We start from the raw sequence: 22,494 nt of genomic DNA on the forward strand, positions 1-22,494 counted from the left end.
CTGGCCGGTGACGGCGTCGTGGATGCAGCCGAATTGGTCCATACACCCTGGAGGCATCGATCCTGGCCACCATCTGCCCGCATCTTGAGAGGCTGCATATCGCCGCGCCTTGTAGCGGAAGCGGATGGCGCATCTCCTCGGCGCAAAATCCCCTGGTCCCGGCCGCTGCCGAGAGCTGCGGAACAGGCGGATGGCTGGTGTCTAATTCCCGAGCTGATGAGCCTGCGACATCTGCGGCATACAGAATGTGAAGCGCGTCTCCTCCCGCGTGGATACGGCCTGCAACGAACCGAAGTGGGCGCGCGCGATTTCCGAGGCGATGTAGAGTCCAAGCCCGAGCCCGTGCTGGCCGGGTTTGGCCGAGGCGCGGGCGAAGGGCTGGAAAAGGCGGGCGAGGCTGTCCGGTGGGATCGGCTCACACTGGTTCACGACGGAGAGTCGGAACCCGTTCTCATCGTATCGCACATGTAGCCGGATCGGCCCTGCCGGATCGCCGTGTGTCAGCGCGTTGGCAAGCAGGTTGGACAGAAGCTGTGCCACGCGCGGCCCGTCACAGTACACCGGACCGTCCAGTATGAGATCGCACTGGATGATCCGGTCCGGCCAAGAGGACCGCAGCTCGGCGACAACCTGCTCCAGCATACCGCCCAGCTCGTTCTCGAAGCAGCGGGTGCATTGCAGACCGCCGCCAAGCCGGCCACGTGCGAAGTCGAGCACATTGTCGATCAGCTCGGACATACGGGCGGTGCTCTTCCGCATCTGGCCGAGCACTTGGCCGGCCTGGGCGCTCAAGGGAGACTTCTGCAGCAGCATCATGCCGGCTTCGACCGACGCCAGCGGATTGCGCAGATCATGGCCCAGAACCGCAATGAACTGCTCACGCAGCTCCCCCGTCCGGCGTTCATCCAGCAGGGCCGCCTTGTCTGACGCCATGCGGTCCAGCACGTCGAGATGGAAGCCGATAAGGTCAGCGAACAGTTTGAACATGCCAAGCGTCGCGGGCGTGTTCAGCCGGGCTGGCCGCGGGTCGATGGCACAAAGCGTACCGAAGAACTCCCCGTTGCGCCGAAAAACCGGCATTGAAAGATAGCTCTGGAACCCGTAGATCTTCGGCGTATGGTGGTTGAAAAAGGCCCCGTTCTCAGCAACGTGGTCGATCACCACATGACGACCGCTGCTGCGGATCTCGTTACAGATGGTGCTCTCCACGGGCAGTTCGCCGCCGGGCTTGAGCCCGAAGGCGATCTCGTCGCGCACAGCGCAGGCAATCCAGCGATCCTCAGTTACCCGCGCAACAGCCGCGAAGCGCAGGCCTGTCGTTTGGCAGACGACATCCAGGATTGTCGGAATAACGTCGATTTCCGCGACAGTAGCCAGATCCCTGACGAAGTTATCCATCATGTCAGTAACTTGCCACCAGCCGCAGAATATCGCCGAGCTTAAGCCCACTGGCTGACCGTGTCATCTACAAGTGAGCTGGCCCGGTTCTTGGACCAGGATATCAGGCGCTGAGCCGTGCGGGAGCTTGCACGGAGGCAAACCCGACCAACTTGCGCGCGTCCTCATCCCAGAGCGCCAGCTTTGCGCAGCGAAAGCTCTTCCAGAGAGTAAGACGACCCAGCTGGCCCAACATTTCATGGCCTTCGAGACATTCCTGAAGGCGGTAGTTCGGAATCCGGCTATTCAGATGATGGATGTGGTGGAGGCCGACATTGCCGGTGACCCATTGCAGCGGCTTTGGCAGCAGGTAATAGGAGCTACCGGCCAGTGCTGCCCGGTGGAAATTCCAGTCGTCCCCGCTCTCCCATACCGCGCCCTCGTGCTGATGCTGCACGAAGAACAGCCAGCCTCCGATCCATGCCGCGACGGAGACCGTGGGCACGATGACCAGGATGACGGTGCCAATCCCGCCGACGATATAGCCGAGCGCGGCATAGCTCGCGGCCAGCAGAAGATTGAGTGCTGACACCTCCCGCCAAGCCGTGCGCCAGGGCAAACCCATGCCCATGGGGAGACGCTGTAGAACCAGGAAGTTCAACGGGGACCCAAGCAGAATGAGCGCCAGCGGATTTCGATAAATCCGGTAACGTAGGCGGCCCCAGCGGGATAGGGCCAGATACTCCCGCACCGTCAGGGTATGTATGTCGCCGGTGCCCCGTCGGTTCAGATTGCCGGTCGTCGCGTGATGTAGCGCGTGCGCCCGCTTCCAACTTTCATAGGGCGTTACCGTCATCAGGCTGAGGACCTGCCCGAGGCGGTCATTGGCGGTACGGGACCGGAAGAAGGAGCCATGGCCGCAATCATGCTGGATGATGAACAGGCGAACCAATAACGCTCCGGCCGGTACCGACAGCAGCAGCATTGGCCACCAACCCTGCGCCATCCCCCAAAGCATCAGGCCGCACAGGAGCAGAAAAGGCGGCAATGTATTGGCAAGCTGCATCAGCGCTGTTATCGGCCGCGGATCTCGATACCTCAGACAATGCTTGGTGAGCTGCCGGAGCGCTGTCGCCGTCAGGGAAGGCTCGCCGACCATGTCGCCGTTGCTGACATCCTTCCCCGGCCCGCTGAAGTATCGTACCTGCGGGAGATCGGTGTTTCTCACATCGTCCACTCAATTACGCTCCGCCGTTGACCTACTGGCAAGAAAAGAGAAGTTCCTGTGGGGAGCGGACCCGACGCAGGACATCCGGTCGGCTCTGCGCGCCATCGCCCCCAGGTCCGGGCCAGGACCGCGCGGCATCTAGCGCCGGCTGCCATCGTCCTTATGCTCATGCAGGAACCGGGCAATCCGCGCCGGCAGCTCACCTGCAGTCTCCGCATTTTCCGTCGTGGATGCCAGTTTGAAGAGAGTCCGCTGTACATCGGTCGGCAGCTTGTTCCACCCGATGACAACGGCAGCTCCCAAACAGTGCAGGATGCGGCGCTCCAATGGCGGCAGTGTCTCGATTTCGGCAACCAGCGCTTCAGACACCAGGGGTGGTGGCGATCCCCTGTCATTGCTCTGGGCGTCGAGCTGTGCGCCTGCCTGCGGATCGGCCCCATCGGGCGTCGTATGGTTGGAAGGCATGTCCAATTCCTTCTGCGCCAAGGCGCCGTGCTCGGGTTCTCGGTCCATGCCCCGGGCGCCTGGACCATCAAGTAGACGCTCGATAGCTGGCCGGCACCCCTCCAGCTTCCTTCTAGCCGGAATAGTCAGGTGGGGCACATCTGCCCAGGGGAGAGCTGGGGTGTCCGCCCCGCGTCTGGCGGAGGTCGATCGTGTTGAGCGGCGCATTCATGACCAAGCTCTGCCTGACGGCAAAATGCGCAGGCGCTTTCGAGTGGGGCGGGCTCGAGCCTGCTTCGGAAGGCACGAACCAACGGACCCGCCCCGAAGAACCGTTCAGTGGAACCGCATCTACAAGGAGGCTTGCCGTCAGAATGCATGGACGCGCCATCTTAAGCGAAACCAGCTGCCAGGCAAGTCGTGACGGCTATGCATGCCGGCTGTGGCCGCGTCGTGGCCTGATCACAGCCGGTCAGTTTGCCTCCTGCCGGAACAGCTCCAGTCCCGGGGGAAGACACCGTGGCACCCGGCCCTCTATGATCTGCTGCACGGCGGCGATGCTTGCCAACAGGGTCGGAGCCTCCCAGGGCTTTGCCAGATAGCCAAGGGCGGCATCCCTGTTGGTCCGGGCCTCCTCACACTGGCCGGAGAGAAACAAGGACCGCACGCCGCAGTGCTGCTGGATATGACGCGCCAACGTTATGCCGACCCCATGCCCGTCGGACAGGTTGATGTCCATCAGCACCAGCTCCGGACGACCTCTCTCCGCCAGGGCCATGGCCTCCGCCTGACTCTGCGCCAGACCGATGACCGTGTGACCAGCCTCTTGCAGAATAGCATGTGTCCACATGGCGATGAGCGGCTCGTCCTCAACGACCAGAATGCGCATCTCCACACCTCTGTTACGGGCCACGCCTCAACCCGCTGCTCCGACCTTCGTTCTGCTTTCGTGTAATTTTTTTGTACGGAATCGTACTTAAGCTCAAGCCGGGCGATGGGATGGTCAGCTCTACCTTCGTGTCGGGCTCGCCGGCGGAGAGGTCGGGCCGGCAATGGCCAGTCGTTCTGGTGCCTCCTGGAAGCCGCTCCGACCTGTTGAGGCGCGCTCTTTTTCGGGCTGGACCGGCAATCTCTATACGCTGGCGTACAGACGGGATTGATCGGTTTCGGCATCTTGCCTGCTCTTGCCGCGGCCTGGCCCAGGCCGCGCGGTTTGTTGTCCGGTCCTCGCTTAAGATATCCGCACCTACATGAGCTGCTCTGTCATCCCGCCGGCGAACAGCCTGCTTCAGGCCTTGCCCGCAGAGGACTGTGCCCACCTGCTGGCACGGCTTGAACCGGTGGAACTCCCGCTCCGCATGGTTCTGCACCGCCCCGGTGATCCCATCGAGCATGTCTACTTTATTGAAGAGGGCATCGTTTCCCTGATCATGATCCTGGGAGATGGCCAGGAGGCAGAGGTCGGCCTGATCGGACGACAGGATGGCGCGGTCGGGCTGGCTGCGGCCCTGGGCAGCTTCAGGGCGACAACCGAGGCCCTGGTCCAGGTGCCGGGCCGGGCCTTGCGTCTGCCCCTGGAGGTGCTGCGGGCGGAGATGGTGCGCAGCCCGGCCCTGACTGCTGAACTGCAACGTTTCCTGCTGGTGCAGTACCTTCATGTGATGCAGACGGCCGCCTGCAATGGCCGTCACTCGCTCGAAGAACGGTTGGCCCGTTGGCTGCTCATGATGCATGACCGGGTCGGTCGGGACGAGTTGCCCACGACCCATGAGTTCGTGGCCAAGATGCTGAGCGTGCGCCGGGCCGGCGTTACAGTGGCAGTCGCCATGCTGGAGCAGGCGGGCGCTATCAGTCATGCACGCGGCAGTGTGACTGTCCTGGATCGTGACCGTCTCGAGGGGGCCTCGTGCGAGTGCTATGCTGCCGCGCAGCGGGCCATCGAGCCACTGTTGCCCAGATGATCCCTCATAGGCGAAAAGCAGGTGCGTTGGCTGCCGGACGGATAATGGGTCCGGATGACTCCTTGAGTTCGCACCTGACCGGCATGCCTGGCGTCCCGGTCCTTGTACCTGTCCCTCTGCTTCGAGACAGTATTCTCAAGGAGAAATGCAGGCGACGGAGCGTCAGCGCCGCGCCTGATCGCGCCACTTCACGCCCATCATGGTTTGCCGCACAGCGGATTCCGCTTTGCGCAAGTTGGGAAAGGTGCGGCCGTCCAGTTTGGCCGCCTCAAGCCCGGCGGCGAAAAATCGATAAGCTGACCCATCCCGAACCAGCACGCCTGCCTCCTCGCCTTCAATCTCAAGAATGCATCGCTCCATGGCTCAACCATATTGCTGGGGTTGTGTGGTCAGTGAGTTAGCACCTTGGAAGCACCGCTGATCGGTACGGCCGCGCACCAACTCGCCTTTTGAGCCGCGACACTACTTTCGCGTGGGCTTTGGTAGGTTGCGCGGCGCACCTAAGCGCGGCTGCCGGACGCCAGCGCTGCAAAAAAGTAATTTTGTACGCCGCCGGACAGACCAGATCCCCGTAAATGGTCAAGTTGCCGGTCATTGGGGCTCCTAGCACTCGGCCGGAATACGTAATATCCCGGCCTTCTTCTCTTGCATGGCCTGAGAGGACGGATGCGGAATGGAACCGTCGGGAGATGCAACCATGTCCAAGGCGCCTGCGCGAAAGCGTCTGCTTCTCGTCGAAGATGAGGCCATCATCGCGTTGGCCATCCAGGCCCATATCCAAGACATGGGCCTGGAGACAATCGGCCCTGTCTGCTCGACCCGAGCTGCCCGTGACGTTCTGAACCAGGAACGGCCTGATTACGTATTGCTGGATTACCTGCTTACTGATGGTTCGACGGAAAGCTTGGCCGAGATGCTTCGCGCCCACGGCATTCCTTTCGCCTGGATGACGGGCTGTTCCCGATGGGACATGCCGGCCGGACACGAGCCGATCCTGCAGAAACCATGGGACCCCCAGACCTTGCGGCAGCTTCTGGCCTCCATTGCCCAGCCCGCCATGTCCCCAGCCGGTGCGGAATAGCCTCTGGCTTCAGCACCGTCAGGCAGCGACACCCAACAGGGTGATAATCGTGGCGACGTGAATAGGCGTGTTGTCGGCGGGGTCGGCCGGCGGCCGGGCCTCTTCGGATCACCGTCCCGGCTCCGCCCCCGCGGCGCGGTGCGACCTGGAACCGGTTTCCTTCGCCGCCTAACGCTTCACCATCATGGCGACGTCCTTTGTCGGTATGCTGCACGTCCAGCCGCGCTGTTCGGCAATCAGCCGCAATGTGGAATCGCGGTAGAAGACCACATGGGTGGGGTCCCGCCGGTAATGCCAGTTGGCGAAGCGCGCATCGTCGGTCTGAAAGCAGGTCATCAGGCCCAGCCATCCCCCCGGCTTCAGCATCCGGTCCAACCGGTCGAACTCGTCAGCCGGCGCATGGAAATGCTCGATCACCTCTGTACAGGTAATGAAATCGTACATCCGGCTCAAGGGCTCCGGGTCCGGGTAGAAGAGGGGGTCGTACAGTGCCATCCGGTGGCCCGCCTGCTCAAGCATGGCCGCCAGCGCCGGCCCCGGCCCGCAACCGTAATCCAGCCCGCTGCGAGACGCTCCTAAGGTGGCGAGCAGGGGCTCGGCCAGTCTGGACAGGAAGGCGCGGTAGCGCGGATCGTCCGGATCATTCTCATGGCGGCGGTAATAGGCGTGCTCGTCAGGCAGGGACGGATGTTGACGCGGATCAAGGAACCGCGCCTCGCAGGTGCCGCAGCGCCAATATGCCGATCCGCCGACCTGCATGAAGAATGCTGGCGCTGGCGCGCGGCACACCGGGCAGTCATCGGGACTGATCCTGTCAACGCCCATGTCGACCCTTCATCTGCAATGGAAGGGATATGTGCCGTCTCAGCGCGCCCAGGTCCATCCCTTGTGGGACGGATTGCAGATGAAAGTGGATTCCCGCGGCCCGGGCAACGGCGTCGACCTGCCGCCGCCCGGGCCGCGAAGAACAAAAGCAGCGGCAGTCAGGCGTCCTGCCCCAGGCGGTGGAGCCGCTCCCAAGCGCCCGTAACGGCCAGGGTCAGGCCGGGGCGCTGGATGTTGACGAACAGGGTCGATCCGTCGGGGGAGAAACAGGCGCCCGCGAATTCACCGTTCGCCGCATCCATATTACGGGCAAAGGGGAACGGCACACCGCCGGGCGGCAGCACGACCAGATGGTTGCGGACATCCCGCCCGGACACGGGCCGGTCCTCACAGATGAAAAGATCGCCCCAGGGGGAGACGACCAGGTTGTCGCAGCTTTCCAGCAGGGCCGTATCGCTGCTTTCATAGACCAGGGTCAGGCGTCCTGGTTCCTGCGACTCTCCCGGTCGCCCCTCGAAGCGGCTGGGCCGGTAACGCCAGACCTGACCGATCTGGGCAGCGCCGCCATCGGTGCAGGTGAAGAAGATTTCCGGACGCCCGTGAACGTCGCGCCCGACCGCCAGCCCCTCCCCGCGGCTGAACAGGGCCGCACCGGCCGCGGCCCCCCGGCTGTGCAGGTCGGCATCGGGAGACTCCACATGGTCCAGGTCGATCCACTCGACCAGCATTTCAGCGCCGGGCCGGACCGTCCCAGCGCCCCAGCCGGGTTCGGCATCGACGGGCCAGTTGCGCAGGTCGGCCCCGCGATGACCGTGGACTGCCAGCGCTTGCAGGCGGCCGCCTTTGCGCAGCTCGCCGCGGCTGTCCGGCAGGAAGCGGTAGAACAGGCACCGCCCTTCATCCTGTGTCAGGTACAGCGCGCCGCTGTCCGGATCGACGGCGACGGCCTCATGCATGAAGCGGCCCATGGCGGTCAGCGGCACCGGTTCCGCCAAGCCGCGGTCGGTGGCCGGCACCTCGAAGACGAAGCCATGCCATTTGCTGCCCCCGTCGCCAGGCGCTTCCAACGCTTCCTCGCAGCTCAGCCACGATTCCCAGGGCGTCGGCCCGCCGCAGCAGTTCTTGGAGGTGCCGACCAGGCTCAGATGATCCTCCACGATGCGCCCCTCCCGTAGGTCGTAAAGGAAGGTGCTGGTACCGCCCAGCAGGGGCCGCCCGTCCAGGGCGAAGTCGTAAATGGCTCCCGCCGGCACCGCTTTCGCCAGGGCATGGTCCGGTCCGAAGGCGCCGCGGTCGGTGACCCGCGGGTTCAGCTCATGGTTCCGCACCACAAGGCAATGGCGCAGGTCGCCGGGAACGGCGAAGGTGGCCATACCATCCGGCGCACCCGGCGTGAAAAGACCGTCCGCCATCCGGTCGCCGGTCCGGCTGATCACGCGGTAGCTGAAGCCGTCCGGCAGGTCCAGCAGGCCGGCCGGGTCCGGCACCAGGGCGGGCAGCGGCCTTGCCGCGGGAGAGCCCAGGGCGGACGACCGGGCGAGGGCGGCAAAGGCGAGCGATGCGGCGGCCGTCCGGGTCAGGAGCGAACGGCGGGACAGGATCGGGGACATGGGGAAGTCTCCTCAATCATCGTAATGCGAAGGCGGAGCGGCGGGCGCCCGGTCGTGGATGCCCGCCGCCTCCCGGATCAAAATTTGGCGCGCAAGCCCACCTGATAGGTGCGGCCGTAGTGGGTGTAGTTGGTGAAGCGGCCGTCACGGACGTACTGCCACTGCGCCTCGTTGGTGAGGTTCATGGCTTCGGCGATCACCGAAATCTCGTCCGTGATCTGGTAGCTGGCGCTGGCGTCCAGGGTCCCGAAGGATTTGTCGTTGGAGGAGGCGAGGCCGTTGGTCCCGACCTCCTGCAGCACGTCGCCGCGCCAGCTATACCCGACCCGCAGGCCGATGGGCCCCTTCTCGTAGAAGGCGGTCAGGTTGAAGCTGTGCTTGGCGACATTCTCCAGGTCGTCCTTGATGGTGACAGTGCCGTCGTAATAGGTCGCGTCGGTGCTGGTGTAGGTGTAGTTGGCCAGACCACCCAGCCCGTCGAACGGCGGCGGCAGGAAGTCGAAGGTCTGCTGCCAGGCCAGCTCGACACCGAAGATGCTGGCCTCCCCGCCATTGACCTTGGATTGCAGTTCATAGGTCACCCCGTCCACTACCAGATCGGAGGTGCGGGTGGTCAGGAAGGTGCCGATGTCCTTGTAGAACACGCCGGCCACCAGGGCTCCGGCCTCGCCGAAGTACCATTCCAGTGTGGCGTCGTACTGCCAGGCCTCGAACGGCTTCAGTTCGGGATTGCCGCCCACGGCGGTCAGGATGGTGCCGGAGGAGTTGAGGGTGAGGCGCGGGGCCAGATCGGCCAGCGAAGGACGGGTGATCACCTTGGCAACGGCCATGCGGAGCAGCAGGTCGTCCTGCAACTCCACCACCCCGTTGGCGGAGGGCAGCACGTCGGTATAGGTCTTCTCGAAGCTGACGGGCACCGCCATGGTGCCAAGTTCGGCATGGCCAGAGGAGGTCTGCTCGGTATAGGCGACGCGGACGCCCAGATTGCCGCGGGCCGGCAGGCCGAAGACCATGCCGTCCAGGTCGCCCATGACATAGCCGGCGGTGATGTCCTCATCGATGCGGTAGGAATTGCGGAGGTCGCCGCGGGTCGGCTCCCCCGCGAACGCCGCGGGGTCGGCCAGCTCGAAGAAGCGGTCCGCCAGCGGGGCCAGCCATTCGCGCGGCAGGGTACCGCCCACATCGCCGAGGAAGCCATCGACCAGGAAGGGCTCGAAATACTCCGATCCGAAGAAATTGCCTGCGATGCCGGTGGTGACGTTCACGTCCCGCCGATCATAATCGCGCGACCGTTCCCGGTACTTCACGCCCGCCCGCACCGCGCTCAGAAACCCGGCATCCAGCATACGGGTCACGTCGAACTGCGCCGCCTTCTCCAGGTCCAGGCTGTCATTGACCCGCCACTCCAACCGCCGGCCCGGCAAGGTGTCGGGCTGGTTCAGGTCGGCATCCAGAAAGGTCAGGTCGGGAACCGCATCCCCGGCCTTGGCATAGTTGAACTCCACATTGCCGACGGGACCCAGGAGGCGGGACCGGCGGATCGGGTTGGGCGTGTCGCTGTAGGCGCGGGCATAGGCCAGATCCACGCCGAACAGCCAGTCATCCACCTCATAGGACGCCGCAAGGCCCAGCGAGAGATTTTCGTGGAACAGGTCGGAGCTTTCCCGCCCGATCTGGGTCCTAGTGACTGCCGTACCGCCCACCAGTACGCCATTCTCAAGCACCGCCGTGCCGGGAACCAGATCCAGCACCGAGGTACCGTTGCCGCCGTCCGGTTGGCTGGGGTCCGCTATCGTCCGCGACTGGAAGTCAGCGGAGTAAGTCAGCTCGTCATACGCGATATCAAGCTCGGTATAGGCGACATCCAGATTGAGGTCGAAGCCGGTGCCGGAATTCCACTGGGCCGCGGCGGTGACTCCTTTGCGCTGCCGATCCTCCAGCTCCAGGGTGGGGCGCAGGCCGGGGGACAGCAGGACATCCTCGGCATCGGCAGCGCCATCTCCGTCCACATCCAGGTCCTGGGTGCGCCAGCCGGAATTCAGGATGCGATCCTGGCGGGTGCTGCGCTCGTCATAGACGGCCGACACCAGCAGGCCCAGGCGCTTGTCCTCGTCCACCCAGCTCACCAGGCCCGAGACCCGCGGATTGTACTTGTCCGCCAGCTCGGCGTAGCTGGCCGTGGCCGACCCGGCAAAGGTCGTGCGGCCCAGATCCAGCGGGCGGAAGGTACGGACATCCACGATGCCGCCGATCGCACCCTCGTCCAGAGCGGCGGTGGGGCTCTTGATTACGTCGACGCGGGCGACCAGCTCGGCAGGGAGCGTATCGAAGCGGAACTGGCGCCCGCTCTGGCCGCTGTCCCGCACATTCTCGTTCACTGCGGCGCTGCGGCCGTTCAGGGTCGTGGTCTGAAAGTTCGGGCCCAGCCCCCGGACGCGCACGAACAGCCCTTCGCCCCGGTCCCTGACGATGGAGACGCCGGGAACGCGCTGAAGCGCCTCGGCGATGTTCTGGCTGGGGAATTTGCCGATATCCTCGGCGGAGATGGCGTCCACCACGCTGTCGGCCTCGCGCTTGATGGACAAGGCGCGGTCCAGGCTGCCGCGGAAGCCGGTCACGATGATTTCCTCCAGCACCGGGACATCCGGCTTCAGGGCCGTGTCGCCGGGACGCGTCGGAAGGCCGGGGCGGGCGGCGGTCGTAGCGGCCGGGGCGGCGGCCAGCCGCGGCTGCACCAGGATGCTGTCGTCCGACAGGGTGAAATCCAGCCCGGTGCCGGTGAACAGGCGCGACAGCGCCTCGCCCAGCTTCATCGTCCCCGTCACGCCGCCGCTCCGCTTGCCGGCGAGCATGCTCGGGTCCGCGATCACCTGATACCCGGTGGCCCGCGAGAAGGCGGACAGCGCCTGCCCCAGCTCGGAGGCCGGGATGGAGACGGTGACCACAGCATCGACGCTGCGTTCCACCGCGGCCGCCGGCGCGGCGGTGGCCGGGGACAGGATGATCATGGTGGACAAAGCGACCAAGGCCGCCGAGGCGTGCAGGATGGAACGGGTACGCGACACGGATTTGCTCCCCACGATTGGTTAAGCCGTTTGCCGGCCTTCGTGTGGGGTAAGACGGAGTCCGGCGGCGAACCCGGACAGAGATTTTTATGAAGCTTTTGTGGTGCTTACGGAGCCCGGTCAGATTCCGGGATTCAGCGGTTCCAGGATCAGCGCGCCATAATCGCGACGCACCCGGAACCCATGGATTCGGGCCAGGCGAACCAACAGCCGCTCGGGATCGTCGATGCGGAAGCGGCCCGCGACGCTCTTGCGGGCCAGCCGATCGTCGCGGACGCGGATCGGGATACGGGAGTGCCGGCTCAGCCGCTCCGCCAATGCGGCGAGCGAGATTTCCCGGACATCCAGCCACCCGGTGCGCCAGTCCCCCTCGCCTGGGCTGAAGCTCTCTTCCCGCTGCAAGGTGCCGCGCAGGAAATAGGCGCGCTGCCCGGCCAGGACCGTTCCGCTGTCCGGCGCCGACCGGTCCACGGCGATGGCGCCGTGATAGACGGACAGCTCGACCGTATCGCCGGAGCCCAGGCCGAGATTGAATTTCGATTCCGCGATCGACAGTCGGGTGTGCCCGGCCTGGACATCGAAGGGCGCGCGCGGATCGTTCCTCACGTCGAAGAACGCTTCCCCGCGCAGGATTTCAGCGGTGCGGACCTCGGGACCCAGCCGCAGGCGCAGGGTCGTGTCGCCATTCGCCTCCACCATCGACCCGTCGGTGAGATCGATCCGCCGGCGTTCGCCTCCAACCGTCCGGATCAGGGTTTCTTCGACCCCCAGCCCCCCGACGAAGCGCACCAGATGGGGCGCGACGACAATCCCGGCCACGCCGGCCGCAGCCGCGAAGCCCAGGAGCTGTCGGCGGGACGGGGCGGGAGCGGCCGGCCGCACCGAAACCTTTCGTGATGCGGCGGCCAGCGCTGCGGTCAGGGCTGGATCGTCCCATACCGCCTGTCTGGCCGAAACGGCGTCTGCCCCGGCGGTTCCGCGCCGGCGCAGCCAGTCGGCGTAGGCGGCCTGTTCATTCGGCGTCAGCGGTCCCGATGCGCGCCGGACGGCCCATTTGGCCGCTTCCGGGTCCGTTTCGGCGGGGGCGGCCGCATGCGGATCGAAACTGCTCATCGTCCTTCCTTGTCCGGGCCGACGTCCTGCGGCCCGACACGCAGATGCAGCCATTCCAGTGCACGCACCACATGTTTTTCCACCGCCGCTTCGCTCATGTCCAGGGCTGCGGCGATCTCGCGATAGGATTCGCCGTGCAGTCGCCGCCGGACGAACACCTCCCGCCGCAAGGGCGGCATGTCTTCCAGGGCGCGGCTGAAGGCCTCCATCCGCCGCCGGTCGATCAGCACCTGGTCCGCGGTCGGGTTCTGGCAGGGCACGACATCGCTCAGCTCTTCCGTCGGCGCCGCAGCGTGGGCGCGATAATGGTCGCGCACCAGATTGTCGGCAATGCGGTAGCCCAGGGCGGGAACATTCTGCACAGTCCCGCCCCGCAGATAGCCGAGCAGCCGGGCCAGGGTTTCCTGCAGAATATCCTCGCTCAGGATCGGGTCCCGCACCCGTCGCCGGATGAAGCGGTACAGTCCCTCCCGATCGGTCAGCAGCTTCGCGATCGCGTCCACGTCCCACCCGCATGTTAGCTGGGGAGCGGCACGCTACCGGCCCAATGTTACAGGTTCAGCCTTCTTGCTGCACATGCGAAGGAAACCTCGGCATGAACCTATTGACGGGTTGAGGCCGGACGCACGTACTCGCTGCGATGTCAGGACGCCGTATGAAACGGCGGGCGCTACACCTGCCGCCATGGGCTCAGCGACCTATTAAAGGGATGCAGGCAGTCTCCTGAGCTTTTCGAGGATGGTTTCGGCGGGCTTGGTCCAGACGAAGGGTTTGGCCTTGTCGTTATGCTCCCTGATGAAGCGGCGGATGTCCTCCTCCAATTGGGGGACGGAGGTGAAGACGCCGTGCTGCAGGCGCTTTCGGGTCAGGATCGAGAAGAAGTCCTCGACGGCGTTGAACCAGGACGCCGCGGTGGGGGTGAACTGGAAGATCCATTGCGGGTAGTCAGCGAGCCAGTTAGTTATACAAATCAGATCCATGTCCGCACTCGCACCGGAACAGGGCGCTTTCCGTCGGCTCTCGCCGATCTTTCCCCGTTTCTTGTCGCGGACCGACCCCTCTGTCAGCTCATATCCATTCGCACCGTTCCGGCGGAAGACGGCGCGGCCACGGTTCCCGCTTTCGCCATTGATGATGAATTGACCTCCCCGGATCGTCCGAAGAACCCGGGGCACCCCTCTCCGGCGCCGGACATGTCTGACGAGACGGGAAGCCTTGCGAAACTCACGCGGCGCGAGGCGGAGATACTGGCGTTGTTGCCGGCCGGCATCTCCAACCAAGCCATTGCGGACCAGCTCGGGGTGGCCGAAGTGACCGTGAAGCTGCATCTGCGCAGCATCTATCGCAAGATCGGCGTTACCGGCCGGCCGGGCGCCATCCGCATCTGGCGCCTTGCGCAAGGGCGCGGACGATAGGCTGAGCTGGCTCTGTCCGCCGTCCCAGCCATACCTGCGAATGCGGGGTCTTTGATACGATGCCGGCCCGGTTCGCTCCGGGCCGGCTTGTTCCTGCCTGTCCGTTCAGCGGATGCCGGCGCGGCGGAGGGCGTCGGGCGAGAAATCGGTCTTGGTCAGGCCGGGGTTGAAGTTCCAGCTCGCATCCTCATTGTCCAGGCCGAAGGCCCAGTAGCGGCCGCTTTGCAGGTCGTAGCTGGTGACCAGGGTCTGCCAGAAGGTGGGCACGTCGTAGTAATTGACCCCGTGTAGATCGGCCACCCGCCACAGCTGGCCACGGTTGTCATAATGATCCGCGACCATGATCTGCCAGCTATCCTCGTCGATATAGAAGCGGCGCTTGGCATAGATATGGCTGGTGCCGGGCTTCAGGGTGCCCTCCACCACCCAGACGCGGTGCAGCTCGAACCGGGTCAGGTCAGGATTGATGTGCTTCGGCTGGATGATGTCGCTGTACTTCGCGTCCGAGCTGTTCAGCTTGTAGGAATTGTACGGGATGTACATCTCCTTCTTACCGATCAGCGTCCAGTCGTACCGGTCCGGCGCGCCGTTGAACATGTCGAGCTGGTCGGAGGTGCGCAGACCATCCGATGCCGTGCCGGGATTGTCGTAGGCGACGTTGGGCGCGCGGCGGACACGGCGCTGGCCAGGATTATAGGTCCAGGCCGTGCGCGGCTCCCGAACCTGATTTATGGTCTCATGCACCAGCAGCATCTCACCGGCCAAACGCGCGGGGCTCAGCACCTCCTCCAGGAAGTAGATGGAGGTGTTGCCGTCCGGTCCCTCCGGTGTCGCATAAAGGAACTTCACAGCTTGGTTGATCTGGATCAGCGTATAGCTGCCATCGGGCTGCGGCACGGCCTGCCCGATGGTGCCGCGCCCCTCCATCCCGCGCCAGCGCAGCAGGTGGTTCCAGATCATCTTGACCGCGCCGTTCTCCGGGTCGTCGCCGGCCAGCGGGAAGGGCACGCCGATCTTGGCGTCCTGGACCCCGTAGCCGTTTTCGCCTAGCACCGCCCGGCTGGCATTGGCCTTGGTCTCGTCATAGACGAATTGCGGGGCGGAGGCGGTGCGCCGGGTCTGGTAGACCGGCATCCTGAAGCTGTCCGGATAGCGCTTGAACATGGCGACATAGCCGTCCGGCAGCTTGTCGGCATATTGCTCGTAATTCTGTGCCGTGATGGTGAACTGGACTTGGTCGTCCGGGAACGGGTCCGGGTGGCGCATGCCCGGCTTGAAGTTGGACGGCACTTCGGTGATGCCGCCGGTCCATTCCGGGATCGTGCCGTCGGCATTGCCGGCTTTTTCCGCTCCCATCGGCGTCAGGGTCTTTCCCAGTTCGTCGGGCGAGGCGGCCAGGGCCGGGGCGGCGATAGCCAGGGCCAGTGCGGTGCCCAAGGCCAAGCCTTTGAAGCTCAACATGCGAATCCTCCGATGTTCAGGTGCGGTCTTGCTGCCGCTCTGGTCAGAACGAGTACTTCACGCTGGCGGCGACGAAGTCCCGGTCGCGCACCAGATTCTGCTTCCCGGCCCCGAAGAAGCTCGAGTAGCTGAGGTCGAAGGTCCACCTCTCCGCCATCACCGCGCGCACGCCGGCGCTCAGCGCCATGCGCTCCTCCACGAAGTTGCCGAGCGGGCTGGGCGTCACGCCCTGCACGTCGTGGGCGAAGCTGACGGACGGGAACAGGTTCACGTTGGAGAAGGCGTTCAGATAGTCGAACCGGGCGACCAGCCTGTATCCCCAGGAGAATTCGGTGGCAAAGCCATCATCCAGGAACAGGCCGGCCGGCGCCCCGCCCTGGCCGGCGATGGCGGGAACATAGGTGAGGTCGGTGCCTGGCCCGTCCAGCTTCAGCCCGTCCGGCAGGTTGTGCACCCAGTTCGCCCCAATCTCGCCCACCAGGACCCACTGATTGGCCCCGGCCATCGGGCCGAAGGCCTTGGTGAAGGTGGCCTGGGCCTGCGAGACATCGAATTTCTTGTAGCCCCGCACCGTGCTGCCGAACAGAGCGGCGGTGGAGCCGAGCGGATCGTTGACGTCGATGCCGAGGTCCCGCACCAGCGGATAGGCGTCGTACAGGTCCACATTGGCCCTGGCCGCCTCCAGCCCGGCGGCGGCGGCCAGGGCCTGCGCCTGCTCCAGCGGCAGGCCCGCGCCGAGAAGCTGCTGCAGCGCGATCAGCCGGGTCAAATTGCCGGTGAGCTGCGTGCCCAGGATGGCGCTGGCCACGGTCTGGGCGACTTCCGTGTCGTCGATGGCCAAGGGCTGGTCCAGACGCAACGAATACTCCGCCCCCATTGAAATGCCGAAGGGCAGGGAGGTGTTGATGCTGGCGCCGAAAAGCTGGATGTCCTCCGGATAGGCCAGCCGGTAATTGGTGGAGTCATTGATAGACCGATAGCCGGGCTGCTGCTGGGCCACCACCGCGGCAGCCGGATCTGTCACGGCCTGGATGGCAGTGGGCAGGGCCGCCTGGAACTCGGCCTGGGTCGGCAGGGTGTATTCCAGGACCGGAAGGCGGGAGTGGTAATTGACAAAATAGGCCCCCAGCTCCGACCCGCCGAGCGCCTCCGCGAAGTAGCGGACGGCGACGCCGAACTGCCCGCTGTCCCTGGGCTCGTTATCGTCGGTGCGAAGGATGCGGGCGCCCAGCGGATTGACCGGCGTGACCTGCGGCACAGCCAGGCTGTCGGTGAAGCCGGGAATGTCCGCATTGGGATTGCCGAAGCTCAGCAACAGGCCGCGGGCGCCGGGCGAGCCGGCATCGGTGGTGCTGAACAGGCTGCCATAGGCCTCCGGCTCCGTTTTGTCCCAGGCGAACTGATAGAAGGCCTCCACCGACAGGTCGAAGGTGATCGGCACGCTGACATCCACCAGCGGCACCGGCACGAACGCCTCCTTCAGCTCGGAGCCGGGGATGCGCAGGGCCGAGACATTGACCGGGTTCACCGTATTGATGCCGTTCGGGATGAAGGTGCTCTCGCCCCAGCTCAGCACCTGGTTGCCCAGCCGTATGTCCGCCGTGTCGAACAGCCGGCCATAGATGAAGGCGTCCAGCAGCTCGATGTCGCGGCCGACCCGCTCCACGGATTCGCCCGGCAGGCGGGCATAGCCGGTGCGGGCGAAGTTGTCGCTGCTGTTCTGGGCATTGACGACGTCGTAGAAATAGGTGCCGCGGATGAAGGCGCCCCAACCGCACCAGTCCAGCTTCAGATCATGCGTGACACGGCCGGCCAGTGAAGCCAGGTCTTTGTTGTAGTTCAGGTTTCCGTCGTCGCCATTGAAGGTGTAGAGGCTTCCGCCATTGGTCCAACCGACCAGATCATTCGCCTGGTCCTGAACGCGGAACAGGGCGCCCACGGTGATCGTGGTATCGAAGCTGCCGCGCAACTCCCTCCGGTTGAACTGGATCGCGTGGGCCGGGCCCGATGTGAGTCCTGCCGCCAACGCCATGGCGCTGACGCCCGTCAACGCCAGGCGGTGCATCCGCCGGCGCATGTTGTGCGCTTCCATCACCATTTCCTCCCCATTCATTTTTATTGGTCGGGCCCTTTGGGCTTCCGCCGGTTCTGGTGCGACATGTTCTGATGTGTCTTCGGCTCCCGTCCCTTTCCGTTTCGGCTCTTCCCAAGCATGCCCGGGGAAAAGGCCGGGCATGCATCTGCCTGTAACTGTCCACCCAGGATCGCCGCCCGTCCCGGCTGCCCCCGGAAACGGGCGATCCCTCGGCTGGCTGGAATGCAGGCCATCGGGCGGCAGGCCGAAGTTTCACGGCCGCTACATACCATGTATTCTATTTTCGGCAGGGTCCAGAGGAATTGTGATGGCGATCACAGTGGCGGCGGACACGGATGTGCATGGCGCTGGCCTATGACTTGCGGCCATGGGGCGGAGTGTGAGGATGGGTGGCCCGGGCCGGCTTTGCCGCACTGCGGTATTTCCGAAAGGGGTAAGGCTGGCAGTGGAAACATACCGTAACATCTAATTTCTGCTGGCGCGCCGGCCAGTATGCTGTTGGAATATGCAGGAAAGCGGCCACTAGAGCCGCAGCGGGCCGCGCAGCCCTGGGCGGCGCGAGGCAGGAACGGGAGGATCGGATGCAAGTGAAGCAGGATACGGCTGCGGTATTGGCGGCGCTGAAGGCGATGAACGGGCCGAAAATCCGGGATCTGCCGCCGCCAGAGGGGCGGAAGGCCTATCGCGACATGATCCGCGCGGTTGACCGACCGGTGCCGGCATCGGTTGCCACAGCCGACCTGACGGCGCCGGGGCCCGCTGGTCCCCTGCCGGTGCGCCTTTACACCCCGACCCGGCTTGTCGGCGGTGCCGTCGTGGTGTTCTTCCATGGCGGCGGTTGGGTGATCGGCGATCTGGAATCGCACGACGGCTTCTGCGGGGAGATGGCGGAAATCCTTGGCCTCCGGGTGGTCGCGGTGGACTACCGGCTTGCCCCGGAACACCCGTTTCCCGCTGCGCATGAGGACTGCCTTGCCGCCGCCCGCTGGGTTGCCGGATCGCCCAAGGCGCTGGGCGGCGCGGTGGAGGGGATCGCGCTGGCTGGTGACAGCGCCGGCGGCAATCTGGCGGCGGCCACCGCGCTTCAGCTCCGCGGCGACGCCGGCGTCCGGGTGCTGGCGCAATTCCTGATCTATCCCGCGACCGACATGATGGAGGCGTCGGAATCCCACCGGCTGTTCGGGGAGGGCTATCTGCTGGAACGCGGCGACATGGAGTTCTTCGGCAATGCCTATTATCCGCGGCCGGAGGACCGGGCCGATCCGCGCGCCTCGTTGATCCGCGCTCCGGACCTGTCCGGGCTGCCGCCCGCGGTGGTGCTGACCTGCGGGCTCGATCCGCTGCGCGACGAAGGCCGCGCCTTCGCCGCCCGGCTCATCGTCTCCGGCGTGGAAGTCCACTTTCATGAAGCGCCGAGCCAGATCCATGGCGTGATCACCATGCGGCAGGCGATTCCATCCTCGGCCGGCCCGATCTCCGCCTGCTTGGCCGATTTCGGGGCGATGATCGGCCGCGCGGCCCGGGGCTGACCATGGGGGCGGTAGTCACGGCCGTCATCATCGGGGCGGGCATGTCCGGCCTGCTGGCCGGCATCCGCCTGCGCCGGGCCGGCATCACCGACTTCACCATCCTGGAAAAGTCGCAGGATGTCGGCGGCACCTGGCTGGATAACAGCTATCCCGGTGCTGGCTGCGACGTGCCGAGCCATCTTTACAGCTATTCCTTCGCCCCGAATGCCGACTGGAGCCGGACCTATGCCCGCCAGCCGGAAATCCATGCCTATTTCCGCCGCGTGGCGGAGGATCATGGGCTGCTGCCCCGTATCCGGCTCCAGACGGAGGCGACGGGGGCGGAGTTCGATGAGGCGGACGGGACCTGGACGGTTCAGACAGCCGCGGGCGAGACTCTGGCCTGCCGGCTGCTGATCGTGGGCGTGGGGCAGTTGAACCGGCCCCTGATCCCGGACATTCCGGGGCGGGAGAGCTTCCGGGGCATTCAATTCCACTCTGCCCGCTGGAACCATGAGGTGGATTTGCGGGGCAAGCGCGTGGCCAGCATCGGCAACGGCGCCAGCGCAGTGCAATACATTCCGGAAATCGCGCCGCTCGCGAACCGCCTGACTGTATTCCAGCGCAGCCCCAACTGGATTGTTCCGCGCGTGGACCGGGAGATCGGGCCGGGGCGGCGGGCCCTGTTCCGGGCCGTTCCAGCGCTGGCGAAGCTGCTGCGGCTTTCCATTTATCTGGCGTCGGATGCCCGCTGGGGCGCGTTCCGGCATGCCGACGGGTTCGTCTCCCGCCGCATGCGGCAGTTGGCGTTGAACCATCTGGAAGCGCAGGTGCCAGACCCGGACCTGCGGGCCAGGCTGACCCCGGATTATCCGGTCGGCTGTAAGCGGGTGCTGGTCTCCAGCGACTACTATCCGGCTCTGATGCGGGACAATGTGGAGCTGATGACCGATCCCATCGCCCGCATCCGTCCCGAGGGAGTGGAACTGGGGAACGGCCGCGTCGTGCCGCTGGATGCGATCATCTGGGGCACGGGGTTCGAGGCCAGCGGCTTCCTGGCTCCCCTGACCATTCGCGGCCTAGGCGGTCGAGCCCTGAGAGACGCCTGGGCCAAGGGGGCGGAGGCGCATCGCGGCGTCGCCGTCGCCGGATTCCCGAACATGATCCTGCTCTACGGTCCGAATACCAATCTTGGCCACAGCTCGATCATCTTCATGGTGGAGCGGTAGATGGACTACGCCATGAACCTGATTCAGTTCCTGCTGGACCGGAGCCTTGCCTGGTTCGACGTCCGGGCGGAGGCGCAGGCGGACTACAATCGCCGTATTCAGGCCGAGCTGGCGCAGACCGTCTGGGTGGCCGGCTGCCGGAACTGGTACAGGCGGGATGGCAAGGTGATCAACAACTGGTCCGGCTCCACCGGGGCCTTCCGGCGGCTGATGCGCCGGCTGGATCTGGACAGCTACCGGTTCCAGCCGATGAAGAGCCATTGAGCGACAGCAACGATAACCGCGCCCCAGAATGGCGCAAATTGCGAGGAGACGCCCGATGTTCGACCGACACCTGAAGGTCTGGCCGCGCAACGTGCCGCACCACATCACGATTCCGCAGACCAACGTGGCCTATAATCTGGAGGTCACGGCGACGCGGTTCCCGGACCATCCGGCGATCATCTTCTACGGCCGCACCCTGACCTATGCGGAACTCCGGGACCGGGTGGAGCGGCTGGCCGGCTACCTCCAGCGCCGGCTGGGTGTCGCGAAGGGCGACCGGGTGCTGCTCTACATGCAGAACAGCCCGCATTTCGTCATCGCCTTCCAGGCCATCCTGCGGGCCGATGCCGTGGTCGTGCCGGTCAACCCCATGAACCGCACGGCGGAGCTGGAGCATTATGTCAAGGACACCGGCGCCAAGGTCGCCATCTGCGGGCAGGAACTGCTGAGCCAGATGGCGCCGCTGGCGGGCACGGCATCGCTGGAGCGGGTGATCTCCGCCGCCTATGCCGATCTGGCCGACAGCGCCTACGACCTGCCGGTGCCCGAGGCGGTGCAGATGCCCCCCATCGAGCGGTTCGACACGCCGGCGGTGATCCCGTGGGCCGAGACCATGCAGGCCGGCGAAGCGCCGGCCTCCTACCGGGCCGGGCCGGACGACTGGGCGGTGCTGCCCTACAGTTCCGGCACCACGGCAGCACCCAAGGGCTGCCTGCACACCCACCGTAGTGTCATGGCCACCCTGGTGGGTTCCGTGCTGTGGCGGCCGGGGCAGGCCAATGGCGCGGCCCTGATCACCCTGCCGATGTTCCATGTCACCGGCATGCAGGGCGGCATGAACGCCTGCATCTACAGCGGAACCACCATGGTGATCATGACGCGCTGGGACCGGCGCACCGCGGCGGAGCTGATCCAGCGCCACCGTGTCACCGGCTGGACCAGCATCACCACCATGGCCATCGATCTGGTCAGCGACCCGGAAATCCGCAAATACGACCTCTCCAGCCTGGAGATGATCGGCGGCGGCGGCGCCGCCATGCCGGAGCCCGTGGCGGCCAAGCTGAAGGAGCTGACCGGCCTGGATTATATCGAGGGCTACGGCCTGTCGGAGACCATGGCGGCCACGCACATCAACCCGACGGAGGCGCCGAAGCGCCAGTGCCTCGGCATTCCCGTCTTCGACGTGGACGCCCGCGTGGTGGATGTGGAGACCAAGCAGCCGCTCGGCTCCGGCCAGGTGGGGGAGATCGTGATGCGCGGGCCGCAGATTTTCCAGGGCTACTGGAACAATCCGGCGGCGACGGAGGCGGCGTTCCTCACCCTGGACGGCGAACGCTTCTTCCGCACCGGCGACCTCGGCTATTACGACGAGGACGGGTATTTCTTCATCGTCGACCGGGTGAAGCGGATGATCAACGCCTCCGGCTTCAAGGTCTGGCCGACGGAGGTGGAGGCGCTGATGCATCGCCACCCCGCCGTGTCGGAGGTCTGCGTCGTCTCCGCCCCCGATGCAAGGCGCGGCGAAACGGTGAAGGCCTATATCGTTCCGACACAGGAAGCGCGGGGCAAGGTGACGGAGGAGGAGATCGCGGCCTGGTGCGCCGAGACCATGGCAGCCTACAAATGTCCGCGCATCGTGACCTTCGTGGAAAGCCTGCCGCGCTCCGGCACCGGCAAGCTGAACTGGCGGGCCTTGCAGGAGCGGGAGTGGGCCTGACCAGGGTGGAAGGACGGGCCAGCCTCGGTTGAACAGCCGTTCATGTGGCGCTTGCATGGGTGCATGGACGCCAGCTAAAGTCGGCCCAAACAAGTGCGAAA

General features: G+C 65.3%; 19 protein-coding genes and 1 pseudogene. 7 read left to right on the forward strand and 13 right to left on the reverse strand.

The annotated features are described in order from the left end of the window. Nucleotides 1-201 precede the first annotated feature (201 nt). The 4 genes from DOL89_RS17215 to DOL89_RS17230 all read right to left on the reverse strand — a co-directional run bounded on the left by DOL89_RS17215 (nucleotide 202) and on the right by DOL89_RS17230 (nucleotide 3,938). On the reverse strand, nucleotides 202-1,401 hold the full coding sequence (locus DOL89_RS17215; RefSeq protein ID WP_318658546.1) for a GAF domain-containing sensor histidine kinase: 1,200 nt from the start codon (nucleotides 1,399-1,401) through the stop codon (nucleotides 202-204). Nucleotides 1,402-1,501: 100 nt separating this feature from the next. Continuing rightward, nucleotides 1,502-2,614: a fatty acid desaturase gene (locus DOL89_RS17220; RefSeq protein ID WP_225890019.1), complete on the reverse strand. Its 1,113-nt coding sequence runs from the start codon at nucleotides 2,612-2,614 to the stop codon at nucleotides 1,502-1,504. Nucleotides 2,615-2,743: 129 nt separating this feature from the next. Next, on the reverse strand, nucleotides 2,744-3,118 hold the full coding sequence (locus tag DOL89_RS17225; protein ID WP_119680618.1) for a hypothetical protein: 375 nt from the start codon (nucleotides 3,116-3,118) through the stop codon (nucleotides 2,744-2,746). 403 nt (nucleotides 3,119-3,521) lie between these two features. Next, nucleotides 3,522-3,938, reverse strand: a complete 417-nt coding sequence (locus tag DOL89_RS17230; protein ID WP_119680619.1) for a response regulator — start codon at nucleotides 3,936-3,938, stop codon at nucleotides 3,522-3,524. Between the two features lie 361 nt (nucleotides 3,939-4,299). Here DOL89_RS17230 and DOL89_RS17235 point away from each other — a divergent pair, with 361 nt between their 5' ends. Further along, on the forward strand, nucleotides 4,300-5,010 hold the full coding sequence (locus DOL89_RS17235; protein WP_119680620.1) for a Crp/Fnr family transcriptional regulator: 711 nt from the start codon (nucleotides 4,300-4,302) through the stop codon (nucleotides 5,008-5,010). A 162-nt stretch (nucleotides 5,011-5,172) separates the two neighbouring features. On the opposite strand, the gene DOL89_RS17240 is transcribed toward DOL89_RS17235, so the two are convergent. Next, the gene (locus tag DOL89_RS17240) at nucleotides 5,173-5,370 is read right to left on the reverse strand and encodes a hypothetical protein (protein WP_119680621.1); all 198 of its coding nucleotides are present in this window, start codon (nucleotides 5,368-5,370) and stop codon (nucleotides 5,173-5,175) included. Between the two features lie 337 nt (nucleotides 5,371-5,707). Between DOL89_RS17240 and DOL89_RS17245 the strand changes: the two genes are divergently transcribed. Beyond that, on the forward strand, nucleotides 5,708-6,091 hold the full coding sequence (locus DOL89_RS17245) for a response regulator (RefSeq protein WP_162937619.1): 384 nt from the start codon (nucleotides 5,708-5,710) through the stop codon (nucleotides 6,089-6,091). Nucleotides 6,092-6,259: 168 nt separating this feature from the next. On the opposite strand, the gene DOL89_RS17250 is transcribed toward DOL89_RS17245, so the two are convergent. The 6 genes and pseudogenes from DOL89_RS17250 to DOL89_RS17275 all read right to left on the reverse strand — a co-directional run. Next, entirely contained in the window at nucleotides 6,260-6,916 is a 657-nt protein-coding gene (locus DOL89_RS17250) for a class I SAM-dependent methyltransferase (RefSeq protein ID WP_225890020.1), read from the reverse strand. 158 nt (nucleotides 6,917-7,074) lie between these two features. Then, complete coding sequence (locus DOL89_RS17255) at nucleotides 7,075-8,526, reverse strand: alkaline phosphatase PhoX (RefSeq protein ID WP_119680624.1); 1,452 nt, start codon at nucleotides 8,524-8,526, stop codon at nucleotides 7,075-7,077. A 77-nt stretch (nucleotides 8,527-8,603) separates the two neighbouring features. Further along, entirely contained in the window at nucleotides 8,604-11,591 is a 2,988-nt protein-coding gene (locus DOL89_RS17260) for a TonB-dependent receptor (RefSeq protein ID WP_225890021.1), read from the reverse strand. 120 nt (nucleotides 11,592-11,711) lie between these two features. Next, a complete protein-coding gene (locus DOL89_RS17265) occupies nucleotides 11,712-12,704 on the reverse strand; it encodes a FecR family protein (protein WP_162937620.1) in 993 nt (330 codons plus the stop codon). Beyond that, nucleotides 12,701-13,207 (reverse strand): RNA polymerase sigma factor, encoded by a 507-nt coding sequence (locus DOL89_RS17270; RefSeq protein ID WP_119680626.1) that lies wholly within the window; start codon nucleotides 13,205-13,207, stop codon nucleotides 12,701-12,703. Before DOL89_RS17270 ends, DOL89_RS17265 begins: the two co-directional genes overlap by 4 nt. Before the next feature lie 198 nt (nucleotides 13,208-13,405). Then, nucleotides 13,406-13,669: pseudogene (locus tag DOL89_RS17275) on the reverse strand (IS630 family transposase); the annotation flags it as partial. A 228-nt stretch (nucleotides 13,670-13,897) separates the two neighbouring features. Here DOL89_RS17275 and DOL89_RS17280 point away from each other — a divergent pair. Beyond that, nucleotides 13,898-14,119, forward strand: coding sequence for a LuxR family transcriptional regulator (locus DOL89_RS17280; RefSeq protein WP_119680628.1), 222 nt, complete (start codon nucleotides 13,898-13,900; stop codon nucleotides 14,117-14,119). Nucleotides 14,120-14,224: 105 nt separating this feature from the next. Here the strand turns inward: DOL89_RS17280 and DOL89_RS17285 are convergent, their stop codons facing one another. Both DOL89_RS17285 and DOL89_RS17290 read right to left on the reverse strand, forming a co-directional pair. Then, a complete protein-coding gene (locus DOL89_RS17285) occupies nucleotides 14,225-15,580 on the reverse strand; it encodes a DUF1329 domain-containing protein (protein ID WP_119680629.1) in 1,356 nt (451 codons plus the stop codon). A 43-nt stretch (nucleotides 15,581-15,623) separates the two neighbouring features. Continuing rightward, complete coding sequence (locus DOL89_RS17290; protein ID WP_162937621.1) at nucleotides 15,624-17,672, reverse strand: DUF1302 domain-containing protein; 2,049 nt, start codon at nucleotides 17,670-17,672, stop codon at nucleotides 15,624-15,626. Between the two features lie 584 nt (nucleotides 17,673-18,256). On the opposite strand from DOL89_RS17290, the gene DOL89_RS17295 reads away from it, so the two are divergent. The 4 genes from DOL89_RS17295 to DOL89_RS17305 are packed head-to-tail and all read left to right on the forward strand — an operon-like array spanning nucleotide 18,257 to nucleotide 22,393. Next, a complete protein-coding gene (locus DOL89_RS17295) occupies nucleotides 18,257-19,204 on the forward strand; it encodes an alpha/beta hydrolase (RefSeq protein WP_119680631.1) in 948 nt (315 codons plus the stop codon). 2 nt (nucleotides 19,205-19,206) lie between these two features. Further along, a complete protein-coding gene (locus DOL89_RS17300) occupies nucleotides 19,207-20,412 on the forward strand; it encodes a flavin-containing monooxygenase (protein WP_225890022.1) in 1,206 nt (401 codons plus the stop codon). Further along, nucleotides 20,413-20,676: a hypothetical protein gene (locus DOL89_RS25595; RefSeq protein WP_225890023.1), complete on the forward strand. Its 264-nt coding sequence runs from the start codon at nucleotides 20,413-20,415 to the stop codon at nucleotides 20,674-20,676. A gap of 55 nt (nucleotides 20,677-20,731) precedes the next feature. Beyond that, nucleotides 20,732-22,393: a long-chain fatty acid--CoA ligase gene (locus tag DOL89_RS17305; protein WP_119680632.1), complete on the forward strand. Its 1,662-nt coding sequence runs from the start codon at nucleotides 20,732-20,734 to the stop codon at nucleotides 22,391-22,393. Nucleotides 22,394-22,494: the final 101 nt, after the last annotated feature.

Source organism: Indioceanicola profundi, assembly GCF_003568845.1.
Lineage (GTDB): Bacteria > Pseudomonadota > Alphaproteobacteria > Azospirillales > Azospirillaceae > Indioceanicola > Indioceanicola profundi.

Bases quoted from the DNA above. Each gene is read 5' to 3' on its own strand.
- DOL89_RS17215 (WP_318658546.1), bottom strand. From the start codon at position 1,401: ATGATGGATAACTTCGTCAGGGATCTGGCTACTGTCGCGGAAATCGAC.
- DOL89_RS17245 (WP_162937619.1), top strand. From the start codon at position 5,708: ATGTCCAAGGCGCCTGCGCGAAAGCGTCTGCTTCTCGTCGAAGATGAG.
- DOL89_RS17295 (WP_119680631.1), top strand. From the start codon at position 18,257: ATGCAAGTGAAGCAGGATACGGCTGCGGTATTGGCGGCGCTGAAGGCG.
- DOL89_RS17285 (WP_119680629.1), bottom strand. From the start codon at position 15,580: ATGTTGAGCTTCAAAGGCTTGGCCTTGGGCACCGCACTGGCCCTGGCT.
- DOL89_RS17255 (WP_119680624.1), bottom strand. From the start codon at position 8,526: ATGTCCCCGATCCTGTCCCGCCGTTCGCTCCTGACCCGGACGGCCGCC.
- DOL89_RS17265 (WP_162937620.1), bottom strand. From the start codon at position 12,704: ATGAGCAGTTTCGATCCGCATGCGGCCGCCCCCGCCGAAACGGACCCG.
- DOL89_RS25595 (WP_225890023.1), top strand. From the start codon at position 20,413: ATGGACTACGCCATGAACCTGATTCAGTTCCTGCTGGACCGGAGCCTT.
- DOL89_RS17225 (WP_119680618.1), bottom strand. From the start codon at position 3,118: ATGGACCGAGAACCCGAGCACGGCGCCTTGGCGCAGAAGGAATTGGAC.
- DOL89_RS17300 (WP_225890022.1), top strand. From the start codon at position 19,207: ATGGGGGCGGTAGTCACGGCCGTCATCATCGGGGCGGGCATGTCCGGC.
- DOL89_RS17280 (WP_119680628.1), top strand. From the start codon at position 13,898: ATGTCTGACGAGACGGGAAGCCTTGCGAAACTCACGCGGCGCGAGGCG.
- DOL89_RS17240 (WP_119680621.1), bottom strand. From the start codon at position 5,370: ATGGAGCGATGCATTCTTGAGATTGAAGGCGAGGAGGCAGGCGTGCTG.
- DOL89_RS17290 (WP_162937621.1), bottom strand. From the start codon at position 17,672: ATGGAAGCGCACAACATGCGCCGGCGGATGCACCGCCTGGCGTTGACG.
- DOL89_RS17235 (WP_119680620.1), top strand. From the start codon at position 4,300: ATGAGCTGCTCTGTCATCCCGCCGGCGAACAGCCTGCTTCAGGCCTTG.
- DOL89_RS17305 (WP_119680632.1), top strand. From the start codon at position 20,732: ATGTTCGACCGACACCTGAAGGTCTGGCCGCGCAACGTGCCGCACCAC.
- DOL89_RS17230 (WP_119680619.1), bottom strand. From the start codon at position 3,938: ATGCGCATTCTGGTCGTTGAGGACGAGCCGCTCATCGCCATGTGGACA.
- DOL89_RS17250 (WP_225890020.1), bottom strand. From the start codon at position 6,916: ATGGGCGTTGACAGGATCAGTCCCGATGACTGCCCGGTGTGCCGCGCG.